The organism is Photorhabdus sp. RM323S (assembly GCF_042879375.1).
GTDB classification, from domain to species: domain Bacteria; phylum Pseudomonadota; class Gammaproteobacteria; order Enterobacterales; family Enterobacteriaceae; genus Photorhabdus; species Photorhabdus tasmaniensis.
The window spans coordinates 186,521-204,609 of the sequence record NZ_JBHFKZ010000001.1 but is presented as its reverse complement, the minus strand read 5'-3'; the positions used below and the strand labels follow the sequence as shown (position 1 = coordinate 204,609).

Below are 18,089 nucleotides of genomic sequence, written 5' to 3'. Positions count from 1 at the left end.
TGAGCGATCACCTTTAGTCGTATGGTAGTTACACCGAATGGACAGCGTCTATTATCGTAAGCAACAACCGGAACATTATATTCATACTCATCTCACTGTTACCTGTCCATTCATTAGCATCGGGAGAAGCCAGTCACGGAGTTTTATTAGCTCCCAGTTTTCAAGGCTACGGGAAAAAATCATCTTATTGTATTCAGAAACAATATTGTCATACCGTTTCAATATTTCTTGTTGAGGATAAACAACTTTAAGTGAGTGCAAATCGTTCTTCGTGATAGAACCGAAGGTGGTTCCCTCAGAATTCCGGCGATCAAACACCTGTTTAAAATACTTCATTACATAAAATAAAAAACCATCTGAATCACTTTTACTATTTAATGCTGCTAGTCCTCGTCCAATACAACAGTCGGCATTAGCAATATTCATATCACCTACCGGGGCGCGAACACTCAACAGAATATCGCCTTTTTTTGCCATTCGTGCTGGCGACGTCGTATATTGACGAGGAATAGGGAAAAGCCAACCAAAATCAGTTGAGCCTTGAAAAAATAAAGATCCATTCCCATCTTCATTGTAAGACTCTCCTGCGGGTGATTGTCCCATGGTAATATTCGCTATTTGAGAAAGGGTTATGACCTCCCAATCGACAGGAATCTTCCGCTTCAGAGAGGGATTATAAACCATCTTCCCACCGGAGGTTTTATACGGTTTACCATTTGCATCCGGGAAATCAAACTGTACAAACCAATAGTCGTATAGTGTTTTCGCCATCGCTTCTAGTTCAGTGTTAATGCGATTATTAAGAGCGATTTTTAGATCAATAACCTCTAGAAGTTCACGTGTTTTTATTTGTGTTGTTAAGTCATCTATAGCTGGCACAGACATTTCATGAAGCTCATTCCTGTTGACTCCCGGAACGGCACTTTTGTCAGACGTGCGAATTCGTCCTAAGCAACTAAGTAGGTAATAAATATATTTAGGGTCATTGCCTTTGAAGTTTTGCACATACAAAGCTGTATTGTGTGGCCAATATTTATCTTCAGAATAATATATTTCACCCAAGGTGCCGTATCGTCCGGTTATAACTCCCGGCCCCTCGACCTTATACTCTTTATGCCAGCCAGATATACCTGCAGAACTAATTACAGGATATGGTCCTAACTCCCTGTTTTTTTCAGGTAAATCATATCCCCTCTTAAGCATAATTAAATCGCCCAAACGCTTGGGTTCAACCTTACTCATATTTCAATCCCGCCAACTTCTTCTTAATATCCACTTCCAGATCGCGTGACTGACTAAACAAACTATCCAGATTATCGCTAAAATTTTTTATTTTCTCAGAAAATTGCTTCGGGGTAATATCGGTATATTCAATCTTGACATCAAAATATTGTCCGGCACTAAGTGAGTAGTTTTTGGCTGCGATATCATCATAAGAAACCACCACGGAGAAATCTTCTTCACTCCACTTCTTATTAAATACTTCGCAGATATGCTGCTCTTCTTTTTCACTCAGTACCGTTTTCTGGTTTTTGCCATCTTTGACCTTCTCCCCCAGGTTCGAGGCATCAATAAGTACCACACCTTCTTTATTACTATCGTCGATAAATAGAATTGAAACGTTGGTGCCAGTAGTTGCGAAGATATTCGATGGCATAGAAACTACACCCGCCAGCATCTTATTGTTCACCAGATGCTCACGAATACCTTTATCAATACCGGACTGGGCAGTAATAAAGCCTGTTGGCACAACCACTGCGGCTTTACCACCCGGTTTTAGCGAGTAAATGATGTGTTGCAGGAACAATTGGTAAATGGACATTTTGTCCTTTGCCGCTTTCGGTACTTTTGGGATACCGGCAAAGAAGCGCTCCTGATTCTCTTTGCTGTCCAGATCGTCACGAAAGTCGCTGAAGTCCATCTTAAACGGAGGGTTAGAGACAATATAATCAAAGCGTTTTATCTCCCGACCGTCTTTGTGATATGGGTGCAAAATCGTGTTGCCCTGAACCACATTCGGAATGGAGTGCACCAGATTATTAAGGATTAAGTTTAAGCGCAGCAGGCTGGAAGATTTCTGCGAAATATCTTGGGCAAAAATACTGCAACGATCCTCGCCGATGGCGTGAGCCACATTCATCAACAGCGTACCGGAACCGGCTGATGGGTCATAACAACTAACGTCCCGCACTTTACCTTGCTGCTCTTTTGGAACCAAGATCTCTGCCATTATGCGTGCTACGGCATGCGGCGTGTAGTACTCGGCGTATTTGCCTCCAGAGTTGCTGTTGTAGTCTTTAATCAGGTACTCAAAGATGGTGGCGTAGAAATCAAATTTCTGTGTAAAAATACGCTCAAAACTGAACTGACCAAGCTTATTGATAATGGCGCGGCAGAAGTCATCACGTTTAGATTCATCCGCAATATATTGGCTAATGCGGTCGAACAGCACCACTTTCGCCCCACCATCAGTTTTCACCGCAAAGACATCATTGTTCGTCACGGCGATATCCAGCAAGGTATCGTCAAAAGTCTTAGCAAAATCTGCAGCGTTTTGATTATTAAACAGATAGCTGATGAAGTGGTGCGGCTTGAGGGTTGCAGTATCCGCACTCATCTTGAGTTGCAGTTTGTTTAGCTGCTCTTCACTCATAGCGCTTAGCACATCTTCCCAGCGCTTCTCATCAGCTAGCTTTGGATCAACTTTTTTCGCCTCAAAGGCAAATTTGTCGTTCAGGAATTTGTACAAGAATGCCTGCGTGATGATTTTGAATTCGTTACCATCGTTACCCAGACCGTAGTTGGCGCAAATGCTTTTCAGGTTATCGATCAGGGTTTTAGTTTTGTCTCTAAATTCTAGCTCTACCACGTTCTTGCTCCGGTATTAAATTCGTTCAGGTATTCTGCAACAATCAGACGGTTGATGTCTCTGGCAGCGTCAGCACTCAGGTTGATATGGTGCACATCTTCAAAGTGGTTGAGCACGCAAGACACCAACTGTTTCTCAAAATAACTTTCATTGTTCAGGATCTGGCTGTTGTTCAACACTTTTTCATCCGCATCCTGTTTCACACCAAACAAAGCCTCAAAAATTTTACGCTCTGGCTTACCAAATGCGCCACGCTCCTGGAGCCGCTTATGGGTTCGGACATACTTCCTGTCCCCCCGATACTTCTGTAGCAGCAGGTTGTTCTGGCGGTTCAGCTCTTTGATGCGGTCATGAATTCTATTGAGTGTGCCAATATTTGCAACCATTTCGTTCTGCGTGACGTCACTGAGTTTCTTTTTCTTAAAAAGGCGTTCCAGCTCTTCTTTGAGAGTAATGAAGTGAGGGTCTTGCTGATCAAAGTTGCTAGCTAATGCTTCACGGGTACGCCGGAGCGTCTGTTTCAGCTTGTCGGCCAGAATCAGCTCCTCTTCACCAACCTTCACAAACTCGAAAATGACATCTTCCAACGCACGATTTAGCAATCCGGAGATATCCTCACCCTGTTCCAGGTTTTCTCTCAGATTAAGCAGGTCAAGGCGGGCACTGGCGACACGGTAGAGGACATTGAGCCGGTTAAAATCGAGCTCAGTGAGGAAATCGTAATCGCCCTGCAGACGAATAACGTTATACAGACTTCTGGCATCAGCCAGAGCGTTTTTCAGCACCAGCGCGGTTTCACGAACCTGGATTTCGTTGATTTGGTCGGAGAAAATTTCTGCATTTTCGGTATCAAACTGGAACAGTACATCCTTGATATGTTCGATTTCCTGGCGAATTTCCTCCTGCGATTTGAACAATTGGGAGTAATTCGCCATTTCGTCACCCAGCTCATCCTGTAGCTCTTCGAAGTAAGCTTTATTGGTGGCATCAAATTCCTGACTAATGTCGGCAAAATCCACCACATAGCCATAATGAAAATTCTTGTAGGTTCGGTTTACGCGGGTTAACGCCTGCAACAGACCATGTTTTCGGATCACGCGGCCCAGATAAAGTTTTTTCAGACGTTTTGCATCAAAGCCAGTAAGCAACATGTTGTAGACAAACAGCAAATCGATTTTCCCGGCTTTAAAATCGTCTACCCAATCTTTCCGCTCTTGCTTTGTGCCAACATCATGCAGAATTAAGGCTGCGTTCTGAATGGACCTCTTCTTACGACCGGGAACGCTGTAAACTGCCTGAGGCTCGGCGGCTTGCGAATAGCCTACACTTTCTTCCTGCTCAGATTGCTTATCAGTAGAAGTAAACTCTTCATTAAAAAGTTCAAACATCTGTTTCGCCTGCTCAGAACTGGCGCAGATAACCATTCCACCAATGGAGTCGTCATTGTAGGTTTGACGGCTATTTTCGAAATCAGTAGTAATGTAATCCAGCATCGGTTTTACAAAGCTTGGGTGAGAATAGACTTGAGTCTGTTGCCCGCTACCCATTTGTACCTCTGCATCTTTCAGTGCTTGCAGTAACACCATTCTGTAGTTACTGGCAATTTCTTCGCGGATAAGGCGCAGTGTATAGCCGTCTGCAATGGAAGCATCGTAATAATATTTGTGAATGTATTCACCAAACAGTAACCGCGAGTTGTAATCGGTTCCAAGAAGGGGGGTTCCGGTCAGGCCGATTTTAATGGCATTGGTATCTGACTGGGTCAGATTGGCAAGGAAGCTTCCCGTCGGATTATAACTACGATGAACTTCATCCAGAAAATAGACGCGCTGAATACTGACATCGTAATCTTTAGTCGTAACGACATCAGGGTCATCTTTAAATTTCTGAATATTAACGACAGTGATTTCAGGCTTTCCAAGATGGTTGTGAATAACCTGCGTTGCCTTAATATCGCGGGAAAAGGCCTCACGAGAATCGATAAGATGTACCGTTAATCCGCGGGAGGTAAATTCACGCTGCGCCTGTTGCAATAAATCCAGGCGATCGACAATAAAATAGAACTTAGGGATCACCTGTTTTTGCTGAAAATAATTCGTCAGAAAACTCACGTTGTAATAGGCCAGCGCAGTTTTGCCGCTACCTTGTGTATGCCAAATGATTCCTTTTTTGAGTCCTGCATCTAACTTGCGTGCTATCGCTTTTGTAGCAAACAACTGCGGGTAGCGCATGATGTGCTTCTCAAGGCCTGAAAACTCTGTGACATAAACCAGCGCATAGCGCAGAATAAATGCTAGGCGATCACGGCTCAGGAGCGAAGTACAAATGCGATTAGTCGGTCGATTATGATCTTTGTTGGTCTGGAACTCAGGGCTGTTGCGAATCACTTCAAGGTTATTGTCTTTCAAAACAACCCGTTCAGTTTCTTCAGACAACGGTTTTAACATTGCAGTCAGGTCAAAAGTTTCCTCTTCACGGAAATAGTTGAATACTGGATTATGGTATGAACTGCTGGCGTAGAATGCTCCTTGAATCGGTTCCGGGTCGCCGTCGTCATACTCCATGTTGTTGGAGAAGACCATAAACTGGGTGATGTTGGCAAAACGCCTAAATTTCGGGTTCTGAAAACGTTCATTGATTCGTTTTCGTTCATCAATAATGCCTTCCCGATTATTTGGCTTTTTAACTTCGATGAAAACCAATGGCATACCATTAATCAGCAATGTGATATCAGGACGGAATTCTTCATCGCCATTGACACAAGTCAGCTCGGTAACAACATGGAAGCTATTGTTATTGAAATTTTCAAAATCGATCAGTTTGATATTAGAACGGTCTGTGAGCTTTTCGAAAAATGCGCGTCCTAAATCTTCGTTATCAAGTAAGAGTGTTATCTCTTTCAGAAAACGCTCGACATCATCTGGGTTTGTACTGGGATTGATCCTGACAATAGCGTCTTTAAAGATCTCAGGAAAAATATTAGTTCCTTTGTCCCAATTCTGCCCTTTGAGTGACAGATAGGTGTAACCCAACCTAATGAGGTGAAGAATCGTTGGGATTTTTACGCGAGTATCTTCAGTAAATTTCCCTATTTTGGTGGTAGTTATCATTCCTCAAGTATCCTCTCAAGCAATTTGCTTATGTCACATTGGAAGAGGGCACAAAGCTTGTCTACCGCTTCCAAATCAACCTTTTTAGCAGTTTCTTTGTACATCAGCGATGCGTATTTTATGCTCACCCATTAGTCGGGCTAGATGGCAACGGATCATTGTTGTCCTGCTATGCAAACGTGTTAATGACTATCGGAACACTATACGGCTTTTTAGGCTGACCGAACATTTTTTCAGTTCAACTTAAAAATTTCGTCATTATGTGAATTATTTGTAGTTCTCAAGATGATAGACCGTTAGCGTTCGTGACCCTACTCGGGGTTAGGATCATTCGGTGAACTCACGTCGCACAACAACGTGAGTTCTATCGAGTATTTTGGAGGGAATCGCGATGTTCGAGTCGGTAAGACAATACATTCTCAAGCCGGTTGAATACGCAACCATTGAGAGGATTTTGATAAATGCTTAGCTAAATGGTCGTCATGCTAACTTATTCGTTATTATTTAACCAAACTCAAATGTGGAGGACGTTTACCAGACGCTTGCTCAGATAAACCTTCCCCATTGATGGTGCACATAAAGAAGCTATTATTGAAAGTAAGAGCACTTACTTCATCTGCGGGGAACCGTAGCCGCTCAAGAATCTCACTACGTTTGATCCCACATGAACGCAGTGCTGAAAACACCTTTTCCAACACAAGTGATTTCTCACGATCGTCCATGCCTTGTGGTTCGCTGGTCCGATATCCCCGACGAGCCAACTCAATTGATAACTGTCGATAATGCCATTCGGTAGATAAACCCACGTCGAATGTACGACGGACCAAAGCTGCGAGTGACACTTTCCAATTTTTTTTCATCGAGATAAGTAGATCGAGCGATGGCATTCTTGGAACTGTCGCCAAAACGCTGCGTTCGGGCATCAAAAAAGCTGATGCAAAGTGGTCCGCATCTAACTCAGCTTGCCTGCCGTTATTGCTTGAATGTTTGTGAAGAACTAAATGCCCTAATTCATGAGCAGCATCGAAGCGACTACGCTCTGGTGTTTTCATTGTGTTCAAAAGAACAAATGGTTTTTCGTCAATCCAAAATGAAAAAGCATCGACTTCAATGCAGTTTTCAGCAAGCGAGAATACACGCACGCCATTAGCTTCCAGAAGGTGAACTAAGTTAGAAATCGACAATTCACCGACACCCCAGTGCTCTCTCACTGCTCGGGCTGCGCGATCAGGTTCTGAATAACCATCGAAGCTACAATCAGGAATATTAGGTTTCGGTAGTTTGAATTGTTCTTCAATCCAGATTGATAACTCTTGGGCCAGTTTGCCTGCACCAAGCGCGGAATCTCTTTTCTGCGCGCTTAGCTTAGTCATTGCCCGAAAACTAACCGATTCAGGAGAAAGAGAGGGGACATCTCTGTCGAGGAAAAACTCAACAGGGTAGCCAAGAACCGCTGAGATTCTCTCTATACTGTCACTGGCTACAGCATCAAAGATACCTGCCTTCTCATAGTTCGAAATCGTTCTGCTGGTCAACTCAGCTGCTTCGGCTAAAGCTCTTTGTGTCAGACCTCTTCGTTCTCTTGCTATACGTAAACGTTCTGAATTAAACATAGTACATACTTAGCCTACTTTTAAAATGTTGAGGTCGATATCCGGCGTAAACTGCGGTGCATCATTGCTTTGGATAATCGGCTCAGGTCCGCGAATATCAAGTATCAAACGCGTAGAAAAACTATTAACTACATTCTTATCGTTGTAAGAAATAGGTCGTGAAAGTTCTGCGCGGATACTTACACGGTGAAAGTCATCGATTTCATAAAAATCGTAGAGTAAAAACCATAAGTCCATTCCGATTTTATTCGGCAGGAGAGGGACTACATCGCCTTCGGGTAGATCAAGGTCCAACTTAAGTTGGTTATCGTCGAACTTCAGATCTCCTTGTCCTGGGGTATTATTGTGAATCAATCCCATCAGGTCGCAAGTAAAGTCACCTTTCTTCAAGCGAGATTCGGGGTATCCATGAATAAGTCCAGTTTGATTGCAGCCACGGCATAGGTAAATTGCAACATTATCATCGCTAGCGGTCAATTCAACATTTCGGATAGACAGCCGTTTGTACCCTTTAGGCGCAAGAATTTCACGGGCTCCGCTTACCCCCTCACCATAAAAATACTGTCCGCGTGAAATTGCTGGATGGTTTTGGGTAGTTGAGTACCGGCCTGATAAACCTCGTTCGAGAATACGACCAAGATCACTTTGGCTGAGATTCATAGGCTGGAGATAGGACTCAACGTCATCAGGGTCGGCCAGCACGACAGTTTTTGCGAGATTATGAGAGTACATCGGTAGCGCCTCTTATGGATTTTCTGTTTTTTATACCTCATTTGAGAATTAAAAACAAGAAAATTACTGGATACAATTCCAGTGGGGATGTATTGCTAACTTCACTATTTAGGTGCATGAAAAGTAAAGAATAACTGAGAACTCTATAGCCCTAAAGTTCCAATCTATAATAGTGAGACAAGTGACCTTTACCTATATCTGGAGCAGAATAGAATGATTCAACTGCTACACCTCAGGAGTATCCGCCGTTATGACCAGCCTAGTTTTTTCTTATTCCCATGTAGATGAAGCACTACGCAATGAGCTTGAGAAGCATCTTTCGCCTCTGAAGCGGATGGGGAGGATTACCACATGGCACGATCGCCGTATCGTCCCAGGTCAGGAGTTTGAACATCAGATTGACCTCTATTTTTCACAAGCAAATATCATCCTGTTGCTGATCAGTAGCGATTTTATCGCTTCCGATTACTGCTATCAGGTCGAGATGACTAACGCACTGGAGCGTCACAAGCGTGGAGAGGCAGTGGTCATTCCGGTGATCCTCAGAGAGTGCGCTTGGCACCAGTTGCCATTTGGAAACATCATGGCGGCGACGATTGACGGTAAGCCAATAACCAAATTTGCAAGCCATGATGAAGGCTACGTTCAGGTGGTTAATGCTGTATCTCGCGCTATTGCAAATATGGGGATGAAAAAACCGCAGCAGGGTACAAATGCTCATCCTCCTGCCCAAGCTAATCCGAGTATTCAGGCAACTGACCCTATATTTACGCCACGCTCCAGCAACCTTTCTCTGCCAAAAAACTTTACCGACCTTGATAAGGATCGCGCCAGCCGTGAAGGATTCGAGTACGTCGCACGTTATTTTGAAAACTCACTGAATGAGCTTAAACAGCGCTATGCTGGGTTAGATGTTGATTTCCATCAGCGTGACGCAGATTCCTTCACTTGCGCAGTTTATATCAACGGTAGCAAAGTTGGTCAGTGTGGTATCTGGCGTGGCAATCAACACCATGGAATGGGGGATATCTGTTATAGCCAAGAGAACGTTGTTCGAAATAGCTTTAACGAAAGCCTGAGCCTTGTTGATAACGGTCAAACTCTTGGTTTTCGTGCTCTGATGGGAAGCTATAGTGGCGGCATCTCACGGGAAGGGCTGTTGACGAACGAAGGGATGTCGGAACATCTCTGGGGAATGTTTTTCGGAATAATCAAGCAACGTATGTCCCGATGATTTAACTACGCCATAATCTGGTATGTAGCCCGATTTGTGCAAAGCCGTTCCTATCAAATTACGATAAGGATTTAGAAATGGTACAACTTAATCTTGCCAAGGTGTTGTTACTTGGGGACGAAAGAAATGGGTACGTACGTTATGAAATATTCTCAAAAGAAGGAGAACGCGCGGACTATCCTGAAAAAATTGTGGTTTATCGTGAGAAGATGTTGGAGGCGAACAGCGATAAGTATTGGGCTAAAACGGATGAGATCATCAGTCTGGAGCATCTCGGATTCCAAAAGGATGGATTTCAAATGGCAATTACTTACCACATGCGTTCTGCGCGGGATATGTTTTCGGCGATAGATGAATGCAAAAAACATTATCGTAAGACCTGCTAACCCGAAGATTTTAGAACAGACTAATTCAGCATAGTTGATTTCAGTTCTACTTCACCGGCCACGGTGCCGGTTTCGTCACGCCTGTCGCCCGTTCAGGTCTGGCAGCAACTGTTAACGTATCTGCTGGAACATCATTACGGTCTCACACTTAACGACACACCATTCCATGACGATTCAGCCATTGAGAAGCATATCGAAGCGGGAGTAACGCTTGCAGATGCAGTGAATTTCCTGGTTGAACGCTATGAACTGGTACGCACTGACCAGAAGGGATTCACATGGCAGGAGCAGAAGCCATTCCTGACCGCTACCGATATTCTCAGAGCCAGACGAGTTACCGGGATGATAAATAGGTAATTTCTTCGAGCCTCATTCCTGATTTTTACCTCTGCACTTTCCTCCCTTTTTATTCATCTCATAATGCGCCTGCCACTCCCGGCAGGCGTGTTTGCTTTTATGGACGATTAACGATGCAAACAGAACCCGACGTGTTAACGGAACACAATGAACTCATCCTTTCGACCAGTATCGAACACATTGTCACTGGCCGCGATACCGCACTGGTACAGGTTGAACAACTCATCCAGCAGCTTGATGCCATTTCACGGCTAACCTCGGAAATCGGCGGCGGTACAGCACAAGACTGGGCAATGAAATCCGGGCACCGTTACGATAGCTGGCTGACAGAAAAGGTGGATAAAGCAATGCCTGTCATCACCCGTAATATCGGCCGCAATATCTGGCGCGATTTGATGTTGAAGTCTGGCATGATGGCCTTGATGGATGCACAGGCCCGCGACCAGTGGCATAAGAACCTAGAGGAGGGAGACCTTCCAGTCATCAGCGAAGCCAATATCCTCAGTACCTTTGAGCAGCTACATCTTAACAAGCTGGATGTATTTGAGCGTGGCATCATCAACGTATTCAAAGGGCTGTCATGGGATTACAAAACCAATAGTCCCTGTCGCTTCGGGAAGAAGATCATTATCAATAATCTGGTGAGTCATAACCGTTGGGGATTCAGTCTTAACTGGGGCTGGCGGCGGGATTAACTGGCAGACCTGGAGAGAATGCTGTTTTTGCTGGATGGTAAACCGATTCCCGACAACCGTGGTGATATATCTATCCGGTTGGTGGAGCATATTCGTGATAATCCGACGAAGGAAGTTTACGAAGATGAGTTCTTCAGTATTCGTTACTTCCAGAAGGGCACGGCGCACTTAACTTTCAAGCGCTTGGAGTTGATTGCGAGGATGAACGACATCATTGCTAAACACTATCCGGGAATGCTGGCTGCAGGGTAAGTTAAGTGTCGTATGTTTGCTGTTAAAAATGTCGTATGTTTGCTATGATGAAGAAACGACCAAAGGAGGATAACATGACCACAAAAGCTCGTATTCAGTCACGGCTGAAACGCTCAAAGCGTTATGTTTTCACTCGTGACGATTTCAAAGATCTTGCTGGCTACGATCAAATTGGCAGAGCACTGCGTGAACTGGTGAAGGAAGGGCAACTGCTGAAAGTAGGCTATGGCGTCTACACCAAAGCGCGGCAAAATGCGATTACCGGTAAGTTGATGCCTGCGGCTCCCGGAGGTTCCGCTGCGGTAGTGATTGAAGCGCTGGAACGTCTGAAAGTGGATTATCGCCTGGTAGGAGCAACAAGCGCCTACAATAGTGGTAAATCTACCCAGATCCCCGCGTCACTGGAAATCAAAACCTCACCACGTTTTAAGAGAACATTGTCAGTAGGGAACAGCAAATTAAATGGATAATTTAACAAAGCTATTCCCAGACGTTGCCGATGCTCTGGGCATTGAATCTGTTGCAATTGTAGAAAAAGATTATTACATCGTTGAGTTATTGCGATTGCTCCAACCCCTGGCCTTTGATACGCATCAACTGGTTTTCGCCGGTGGAACAGCATTGTCAAAAGCGGGTATATCTTTGAACAGGATGTCGGAGGACGTGGACATTAAGCTTGTCCCTGTCGCCGGTTTTTCCCAGCAATATTCCAGAGGTCAGCGTAAAAACATTCGTAAAGGGATTATTCAGGCCATTATCGAAACGATTGCAGCCTCAGGTACGTTTCGCATGGATGAAGAGTATCCAAAGGTTACTCGTGATGAATATCGCTATAATGAAATTCCGGTGCGTTACCCGCAGGAATATGCACAAATTCCCTGCTTAAGGCCATTTATCAAACTGGAACTGATGGAAACGGATTTGCTTGAAGCTGCGGAAAACCGTCCTATTAGCTCATTGGTAATGGATCTAACAAAGAAGGGTGAAGTAGTGAGGGCTTTTCCCTGCGCAACTATCGCCAGCACGCAGGCTGAAAAGCTGATTTCGATGATGCGCAGAACGGCTGCAAGTATGCGTGATGTGGAACGTGCAGTGGATGAGTCACTGGTACGTCATATTTACGACAATTTTTGTATTGTTAGAGAAAAAGGTGCTGACGTTCCTGTTTTAAAGCACTTCGTGCAGGAATGCATTGAGCAGGATATTGAACGTTACGGCACCCAGTACCCAGAGTTCTGTGAATCACCTGTTGAAGAACTGAAAATGGGGCTGGAAGAACTCGCGAGCAACCCTGTTTATAAGGAACGCTATCTGCAGTTTGTTACACCAATGGTCTTCGGTGAAAGCCCCGTTTCCTGGGAAGAGGCCTATGCCTGTTTTCGCAAAACGGCATTGGATGTGGTTGATGCATAGCGACAGAGATATGCTCGATTGTTAGCATCTTCCCAGGTAATTCTTGCCCCGATTCGAGTCCCAAAATCAATGATTTAATGTGTTGGTATCGATGTTGGTACATTATCTAAAAGTTATTTTTAATTACTTTTAAATCAAAGGATTAATCATTATGTGCGAGTCCGGCCTTCTCACCAAAGTCCATTTACCTAAGAAAACTCCTTATAAATCAAATGGAATAGTCTATCAAGGTCTATTATCGTCTGTGGCAATCCACATATCTGTGGGATAATTAGGGGCATCTTCTGATTCGATTAAGAATGTGCCCCCAAAAGATATTAGATTATAACGTTTTATAGAGTTAAATTAAATATGATGATGTTAATGCAACGTAATATTCTTTACGTTATACATTTTATTAAAACGCATAAAATTGTAGGTTGTGGTTAATTGCGATTTTTATGAAGTGGGTATATAAAGCACCAGTTTGGCGCTTTATTAAATTAGCAGTATAGTAAGTTTTATATGTGTAAAATATTAGGACTCATTACCATCAGATAAGCTAATTGTATAATAACCAAATAAAAATATACACAAGCAAAAAATGAAATAAAATCCTAAGAAAACTATAACTGCTTTAAGAGCTTCTTCTGGCTTAGCTAGCATCCAGTCATAGAAGGATGTGCATATTATTCCAATTATTAGCTTAATTACAACATCTACTCGATTACTTATGGCATCTTTATTATTGCTTCTGCTTGGACGTATAAATATCTTGGTTCGATGATGCTTCAAATCCCAAAAAATAAACCATAAAAATAGGGTAAAACCCACAACATTAATAAACCAGTTTGGCGGTGCGTTCAGATTAATTTTGCCAGTTAATACACAATATAATCCAGTGCCTAGCAAGGCTAACAAAATATCCTGAACGTAGCCTCTTGCTCTTGAGTAATACCTTTTATGTATGTCGGATTTAACTAGGTGACTTTTCATTATACATCATCCTTATCTAAGTAAATATTTATTTACCGTGCCTTTATTAATACCAACCATAATCTGGTCGGGACTAGGGTTTAGAGTCTCATGGCAGATTTTCGGATATATTCCGATGTATCTGCCAATCGCAAGGGTACCATCAATAGGCTATCATCAAATACAGTACTCATTATAAGTAGTATCATGTGTAATGAATTTATGATCTTCATTTTTGAGCCAAAGACGTTTTCCTGCTTCATATGCTAATAGCCAGCTTTCAGAGTATAAAGATTCTTTATTGTGAAATTGTTTTAAATAATCTTCATGTGTATTGTTTTTTATAATTTCTGAACTGAAAAGGTCGAGAACGATTAGTACACAGATTGAACTTGATATTTCTTCTATATTCCGTATTACATCTTTTTTTAGATTTAATCTAAGTTCTTTACATATCCATAGAAGCCAAGAAACTTCGTGATGATGGTCAGAAATTGAGTGAGCTTCCATTAGGTTATTATAAAACCTTTTTATGGCTGTGTAGTTCATATCATAATTGTAATGATGATAGGTTATTAAGATATTTGCAATAATTTGAAGTGTGTTAGGGAAGCTAAATCTGCACTTGAGTAAATAGGCTTCAAAGACGTCCCAGTTAGATTTTTTGATTATTCGTGATGATACTTGATTTAGTCCATATTTTATTAAGCTTTCATTTTTGTATTGCTTCTCATATAGTTCACTAAACTTGCTGAGTTCAATTGCTCTTAGCGTAGGAGATATATTGGGAATGCTAAGTGATATTTTACTTCTTCGATAATGTTTTTGTATCTTTGCCCAGTAATTATCTATTTCTTTAGCAAGGTAGAAATACCCAACAGGATTTACTAATCGCGTTACACGGTGATAGTATGAGGAGCGGGTAATAGAAAATTTATCCATGATTTCTTCTCCGTATATTCCTATATTTTAGGGCGTCATCTTAAATTGGTCTTGATAGTAGTTCATATTATCGCTGTGGCTACTATTTTTTGTGCTTAATTCTGATGCTACCATACTAAAGTAGGTTTTATCCTGCCAAACGTTAATGTCACCAATAATATAAATATTTTTACGGGCACGAGTGAGAGCAACATTCAGTAAATTAGGTTTACTTGCAGCCCACACTGCGCCACCCGCATTTTGAATATCACATCCAAGGACAAATATTACGGTATGGTTCTCTTTCCCCTGAAAGGTATGTACGGTTCCTATATTTTGACTAATCCATTTAGAGAATTGTTTCTTTTTATTCTCCCCTTCAAGATATTGATGAAAATAATCTTTATGGGACGATAGTTCTGTACCTAACTGCTGTTTAACTGCTTTGAATGGCGAAATAATATAAATCTGAGAAAGATTTTTTTCTTTTTCTATTAATGTAGTTAATAGCGTTAAGACTTCTTGAGCCAATGATGGTTTGTACTGCTTTAGAGTACAGCTCCCGCCAGAGTGAATCCAACGGTTATTGCCTAATATAGGATGAGGTTGAGGTTCGATTTTATTTGCCGATTCACCGTGAATCATGCGGTTATCGTAAGCGATTTTGTTTGCCAGGCTAAACATAGGTTCAATACAGCGGCGATGAACCCATAAAGGAATTCCAATCCAAGCTGTTTTATCCATGATTGGAAGTTCACAACCGTAACGATTTGCTCTGTCAGCAATAGTTTGAATTGACCATCTGTTAGGGTTCCATTCCTCCGCATCTTTTTTAAGTATGGTACCACTGATATATTCAACCAACTTTGGCGGGGTGGTGAAAACAGGTTCTATTTGTAAAGGATCTCCAACCACGATAGCCCTTTTACTTCGCCATAAACCTCCCACCGCAGCCTGAGGTATAGCTTGTCCGGCTTCGTCAATCAATAACCAACCAAGTTCTTCACTTCCTAAGCTTCTAAACATCGAACCTAAGGAGGCAAAAGTTGTTGATACTACAGGCACTATCATAAATAGCAGCTGCCATATTTTTTTATCGTTAGGATCAATCTTTCCATCAAGCATCTCTGGCAATTTGAAAACTTTTTTGCGGAATATTTCATGCTTTAGTACTTCTAAAAGCCAGGCTTGGTGTAAGTCAAGTGCAGCGATAAAAAGCTGTGAGCGGAGATGGTTTATTGTTGGATCTTGCCAGTAGGCATTTCTTTGTAGCTCACTATCATTAATGTATTTTTCAGTGCTCGGAAGTTTCATCTCAGGATGTTCATGACAGAAACGCGCAAGTTTCTGCTGTTTAAGTGTATATGCGTCCTGTTTTTTCTGTAGTAACTGTTCTGCCCCTTGCTGCCTTTGTAACAATAACGGTTGCTGTTGAGTACAAATATCAATTTCTTTGAGTAAATCTATACGCTGTTGCTTTAATGTCCGCTGGTGAAGATTGATGTCACTGACGTGATTTAGATAGCTAGCGTAGCGGGAGCGATTAAAAATTCGGATAAGAATATTAGGCTTATTACGCTCCTGCTCTGCTGCATGTAAATCTTCAATTTCTATCTGGCTTTCTAATACTTCCAGATGATGACTTTGTTGTGCCAATCTCTGTTGGAGATTGGTGTAATCAAAAGCCGCTTCGTCTCTGGCTTGCTTAACTGTTTGTAACCAAGTCTCAAGGCTATTCTTTTTAAGAAATAAGGCTATTTCATTGGCTGATTGACAACTTGCTATAAGCTGTTCTAGATTTTTTAGTATTTGATTAAAACGTTTTTTAGCGTCAGAAAAACTCTCTCTGGTTTGAAGTTCTCGCCAACGCCAGAAGTTCAAAAAATCTTTTGATGCCGGGCGATTAGTTTCTTCTTGGCTATATTTTTCGTAGTATTTATCGAAGAAGAAGCGTTGTTTGAATTTTATCCTGTTTTTTTTGCGTCCGAGCACGGCAGAAATAGTACCCCAGCAGCGTTCCTCAAGGGATGTTATTGGCTGTAGTTTTCCTTTACGACTTTCGGCATTCAACTGATTGGCAACGGATTTAAGATAATTCACCATTTGGTAAGGTTGGCCAAGAGCTTTCAGCTGTGGGAGCTCACGGGAAATATTTTCGACAGCAGCGTTATTTGAAGAAGCAACGACCATTTCAAAACTTGTCAGATCAGTACACAGATATCCTTCTTTATCCAGTGCATCCTTAGCTTGAGAGAATCTAGCGAGGGCTCTGGCCCGTTCAACAAGGTTATAAGCGATAATATCACGTAGCAGAGTTGTCTTACCTGTTCCTGGCGGGCCATTTACGGATAATAAACCGCTGGCGGTGAGCTCCATCACTGCCGTGTTTATGGCAAATTGTTGCATTAAGGACATATTATGTGTCGGTTCTGAGGGCCAGCGTCCTAATGGGGTATGGCATGGAGCCAAGTGGTTGATGATAAGTTTTAGCCCTGGTTGGCTATAAAGATCAGCGTGTTTTTGGGTTGTGACGGTAAGGTAATCAATAAGAGAACGGCTCGTTGTTCCTGTTGAGAATGAGCGTATTGCTTTTTCTATATCGTTTATATAGAAGCTGTTTAGAATAGGCATAATACGTTCATCAGCCACAGCTTCATCACTTTCATCGTCATCGGTTTCTTCATTGAGAGGCGAATGGGCGATTTTTTTTATGCTATTCTGATTATCTTCCAGTTTATTGTGTGATTCTTTTTTATCTTTAAGTTCTTTCCAATCAAGAATAAATGCCCATTCCGTATTTTCTGGATAGAACTGAGCCCATTGGCAAAGAGCTTTTAGCAGTTTGACAATCCCTTCAGAAGAAAGTGTTTTTACATCCGGCTTTTCAGAATGATAGGGAAGGAGATTTTCGATACGTTTTAGTTGTTCAGTTAGAAGGGTACAGCGTTGATCGTAAGCCTGTAGAGATAGGGTGCCCGCAGTTCCAGCCTGTAAATGACCGAGTGCCCAAGGTAGAGTACTCAATGACATCTCACCGAAGTTAGGGACACCATACTTGTCTATCGTCAACTTTGCGAAGCAAGTTTCTCCTTCAAGATCTAACCGTTGTTCTAGTTCTAATTTTTCTATTTCATTGGTCTCTGAAGCAATACATTCATCAGCAATTTTATTGAGTAGCGATTTATCAAAGATACCAAGGTAAAGTGTATATCGGACTTGATCGGTTTTGATACGTAGACGGCGTCGAGTTTGGGCGCTTAACCAAGGGAGAATGCTTTCACGAGAGTATCTTAGTTCATCAAAAGTAACATTGACTCTTCCTCCATTATCCGTTTCTTTATCGGGTAAAGAATATGGCTGAAAAAATTCTATCAAATGCCAGCTTTGTAAAATCCGTATCATTTGCTGATGGTTATCGTTATTCATTATTTTTTATATCCTTAACGTTATATATCCATTTCAAGCAAGAGCTTATTCAGATCAAGAAAAACTCACTCCCTTCTCAATCCTCTCATCAAAACTTCAAGAATAAATTGGTTCGTTAAACGCGCAA

General features: G+C 42.2%; 13 protein-coding genes and 2 pseudogenes. 6 read left to right on the top strand and 9 right to left on the bottom strand.

Features of this window, described 5'->3' with window-relative positions; all coding sequences use genetic code 11:
• Positions 1-87 precede the first annotated feature (87 nt).
• From ACGF7G_RS00830 to ACGF7G_RS00805, 6 genes and pseudogenes are all read right to left on the bottom strand, one after another.
• Positions 88-1,242, bottom strand: a complete 1,155-nt coding sequence (locus ACGF7G_RS00830; protein ID WP_387462896.1) for a restriction endonuclease subunit S — start codon at positions 1,240-1,242, stop codon at positions 88-90.
• The gene (locus ACGF7G_RS00825; RefSeq protein WP_387462894.1) at positions 1,235-2,869 is read right to left on the bottom strand and encodes a class I SAM-dependent DNA methyltransferase; all 1,635 of its coding nucleotides are present in this window, start codon (positions 2,867-2,869) and stop codon (positions 1,235-1,237) included. Before ACGF7G_RS00825 ends, ACGF7G_RS00830 begins: the two co-directional genes overlap by 8 nt.
• Complete coding sequence (locus ACGF7G_RS00820; RefSeq protein ID WP_387462892.1) at positions 2,863-5,979, bottom strand: type I restriction endonuclease subunit R; 3,117 nt, start codon at positions 5,977-5,979, stop codon at positions 2,863-2,865. The genes ACGF7G_RS00825 and ACGF7G_RS00820 overlap by 7 nt, the downstream gene beginning before the upstream one ends.
• Positions 5,976-6,138, bottom strand: a pseudogene (locus ACGF7G_RS00815) (helix-turn-helix domain-containing protein). The gene ACGF7G_RS00820 and the pseudogene ACGF7G_RS00815 overlap by 4 nt, the downstream one beginning before the upstream one ends.
• A gap of 341 nt (positions 6,139-6,479) precedes the next feature.
• Complete coding sequence (locus ACGF7G_RS00810) at positions 6,480-7,592, bottom strand: helix-turn-helix domain-containing protein (RefSeq protein ID WP_387462890.1); 1,113 nt, start codon at positions 7,590-7,592, stop codon at positions 6,480-6,482.
• Between the two features lie 9 nt (positions 7,593-7,601).
• On the bottom strand, positions 7,602-8,324 hold the full coding sequence (locus tag ACGF7G_RS00805; RefSeq protein WP_387462889.1) for a hypothetical protein: 723 nt from the start codon (positions 8,322-8,324) through the stop codon (positions 7,602-7,604).
• Positions 8,325-8,574: 250 nt separating this feature from the next.
• Here ACGF7G_RS00805 and ACGF7G_RS00800 point away from each other — a divergent pair, with 250 nt between their 5' ends.
• From ACGF7G_RS00800 to ACGF7G_RS00775, 6 genes and pseudogenes are all read left to right on the top strand, one after another.
• Positions 8,575-9,558, top strand: a complete 984-nt coding sequence (locus ACGF7G_RS00800; RefSeq protein ID WP_387462887.1) for a toll/interleukin-1 receptor domain-containing protein — start codon at positions 8,575-8,577, stop codon at positions 9,556-9,558.
• A gap of 77 nt (positions 9,559-9,635) precedes the next feature.
• Positions 9,636-9,944 carry a hypothetical protein gene (locus tag ACGF7G_RS00795; protein WP_387462885.1) on the top strand — a complete coding sequence of 103 codons (309 nt, stop codon included), beginning with the start codon at positions 9,636-9,638 and terminating at the stop codon, positions 9,942-9,944.
• A 30-nt stretch (positions 9,945-9,974) separates the two neighbouring features.
• A complete protein-coding gene (locus ACGF7G_RS00790; protein WP_387462956.1) occupies positions 9,975-10,301 on the top strand; it encodes a TA system toxin CbtA family protein in 327 nt (108 codons plus the stop codon).
• A 113-nt stretch (positions 10,302-10,414) separates the two neighbouring features.
• Positions 10,415-11,248 (top strand): annotated as a pseudogene (locus tag ACGF7G_RS00785) (DUF4942 domain-containing protein).
• 74 nt (positions 11,249-11,322) lie between these two features.
• Positions 11,323-11,718, top strand: a complete 396-nt coding sequence (locus ACGF7G_RS00780) for a DUF6088 family protein (protein ID WP_042527235.1) — start codon at positions 11,323-11,325, stop codon at positions 11,716-11,718.
• Complete coding sequence (locus tag ACGF7G_RS00775; RefSeq protein ID WP_387462883.1) at positions 11,711-12,661, top strand: nucleotidyl transferase AbiEii/AbiGii toxin family protein; 951 nt, start codon at positions 11,711-11,713, stop codon at positions 12,659-12,661. The genes ACGF7G_RS00780 and ACGF7G_RS00775 overlap by 8 nt, the downstream gene beginning before the upstream one ends.
• A gap of 516 nt (positions 12,662-13,177) precedes the next feature.
• On the opposite strand, the gene ACGF7G_RS00770 is transcribed toward ACGF7G_RS00775, so the two are convergent.
• The 3 genes from ACGF7G_RS00770 to ACGF7G_RS00760 form a co-directional block, all read right to left on the bottom strand.
• Positions 13,178-13,636, bottom strand: coding sequence for a hypothetical protein (locus ACGF7G_RS00770; protein ID WP_387462881.1), 459 nt, complete (start codon positions 13,634-13,636; stop codon positions 13,178-13,180).
• 156 nt (positions 13,637-13,792) lie between these two features.
• Positions 13,793-14,557: a hypothetical protein gene (locus tag ACGF7G_RS00765; protein ID WP_387462879.1), complete on the bottom strand. Its 765-nt coding sequence runs from the start codon at positions 14,555-14,557 to the stop codon at positions 13,793-13,795.
• 27 nt (positions 14,558-14,584) lie between these two features.
• Positions 14,585-17,962: an AAA domain-containing protein gene (locus ACGF7G_RS00760; protein ID WP_387462877.1), complete on the bottom strand. Its 3,378-nt coding sequence runs from the start codon at positions 17,960-17,962 to the stop codon at positions 14,585-14,587.
• Positions 17,963-18,089 lie beyond the last annotated feature (127 nt).

Excerpts from the sequence above, each read along its gene's own strand:
- ACGF7G_RS00820 (WP_387462892.1), bottom strand. The coding sequence starts at position 5,979 with ATGATAACTACCACCAAAATAGGGAAATTTACTGAAGATACTCGCGTA.
- ACGF7G_RS00760 (WP_387462877.1), bottom strand. The coding sequence starts at position 17,962 with ATGAATAACGATAACCATCAGCAAATGATACGGATTTTACAAAGCTGG.
- ACGF7G_RS00765 (WP_387462879.1), bottom strand. The coding sequence starts at position 14,557 with ATGGATAAATTTTCTATTACCCGCTCCTCATACTATCACCGTGTAACG.
- ACGF7G_RS00800 (WP_387462887.1), top strand. The coding sequence starts at position 8,575 with ATGACCAGCCTAGTTTTTTCTTATTCCCATGTAGATGAAGCACTACGC.
- ACGF7G_RS00795 (WP_387462885.1), top strand. The coding sequence starts at position 9,636 with ATGGTACAACTTAATCTTGCCAAGGTGTTGTTACTTGGGGACGAAAGA.
- ACGF7G_RS00770 (WP_387462881.1), bottom strand. The coding sequence starts at position 13,636 with ATGAAAAGTCACCTAGTTAAATCCGACATACATAAAAGGTATTACTCA.
- ACGF7G_RS00810 (WP_387462890.1), bottom strand. The coding sequence starts at position 7,592 with ATGTTTAATTCAGAACGTTTACGTATAGCAAGAGAACGAAGAGGTCTG.
- ACGF7G_RS00775 (WP_387462883.1), top strand. The coding sequence starts at position 11,711 with ATGGATAATTTAACAAAGCTATTCCCAGACGTTGCCGATGCTCTGGGC.
- ACGF7G_RS00780 (WP_042527235.1), top strand. The coding sequence starts at position 11,323 with ATGACCACAAAAGCTCGTATTCAGTCACGGCTGAAACGCTCAAAGCGT.
- ACGF7G_RS00830 (WP_387462896.1), bottom strand. The coding sequence starts at position 1,242 with ATGAGTAAGGTTGAACCCAAGCGTTTGGGCGATTTAATTATGCTTAAG.
- ACGF7G_RS00805 (WP_387462889.1), bottom strand. The coding sequence starts at position 8,324 with ATGTACTCTCATAATCTCGCAAAAACTGTCGTGCTGGCCGACCCTGAT.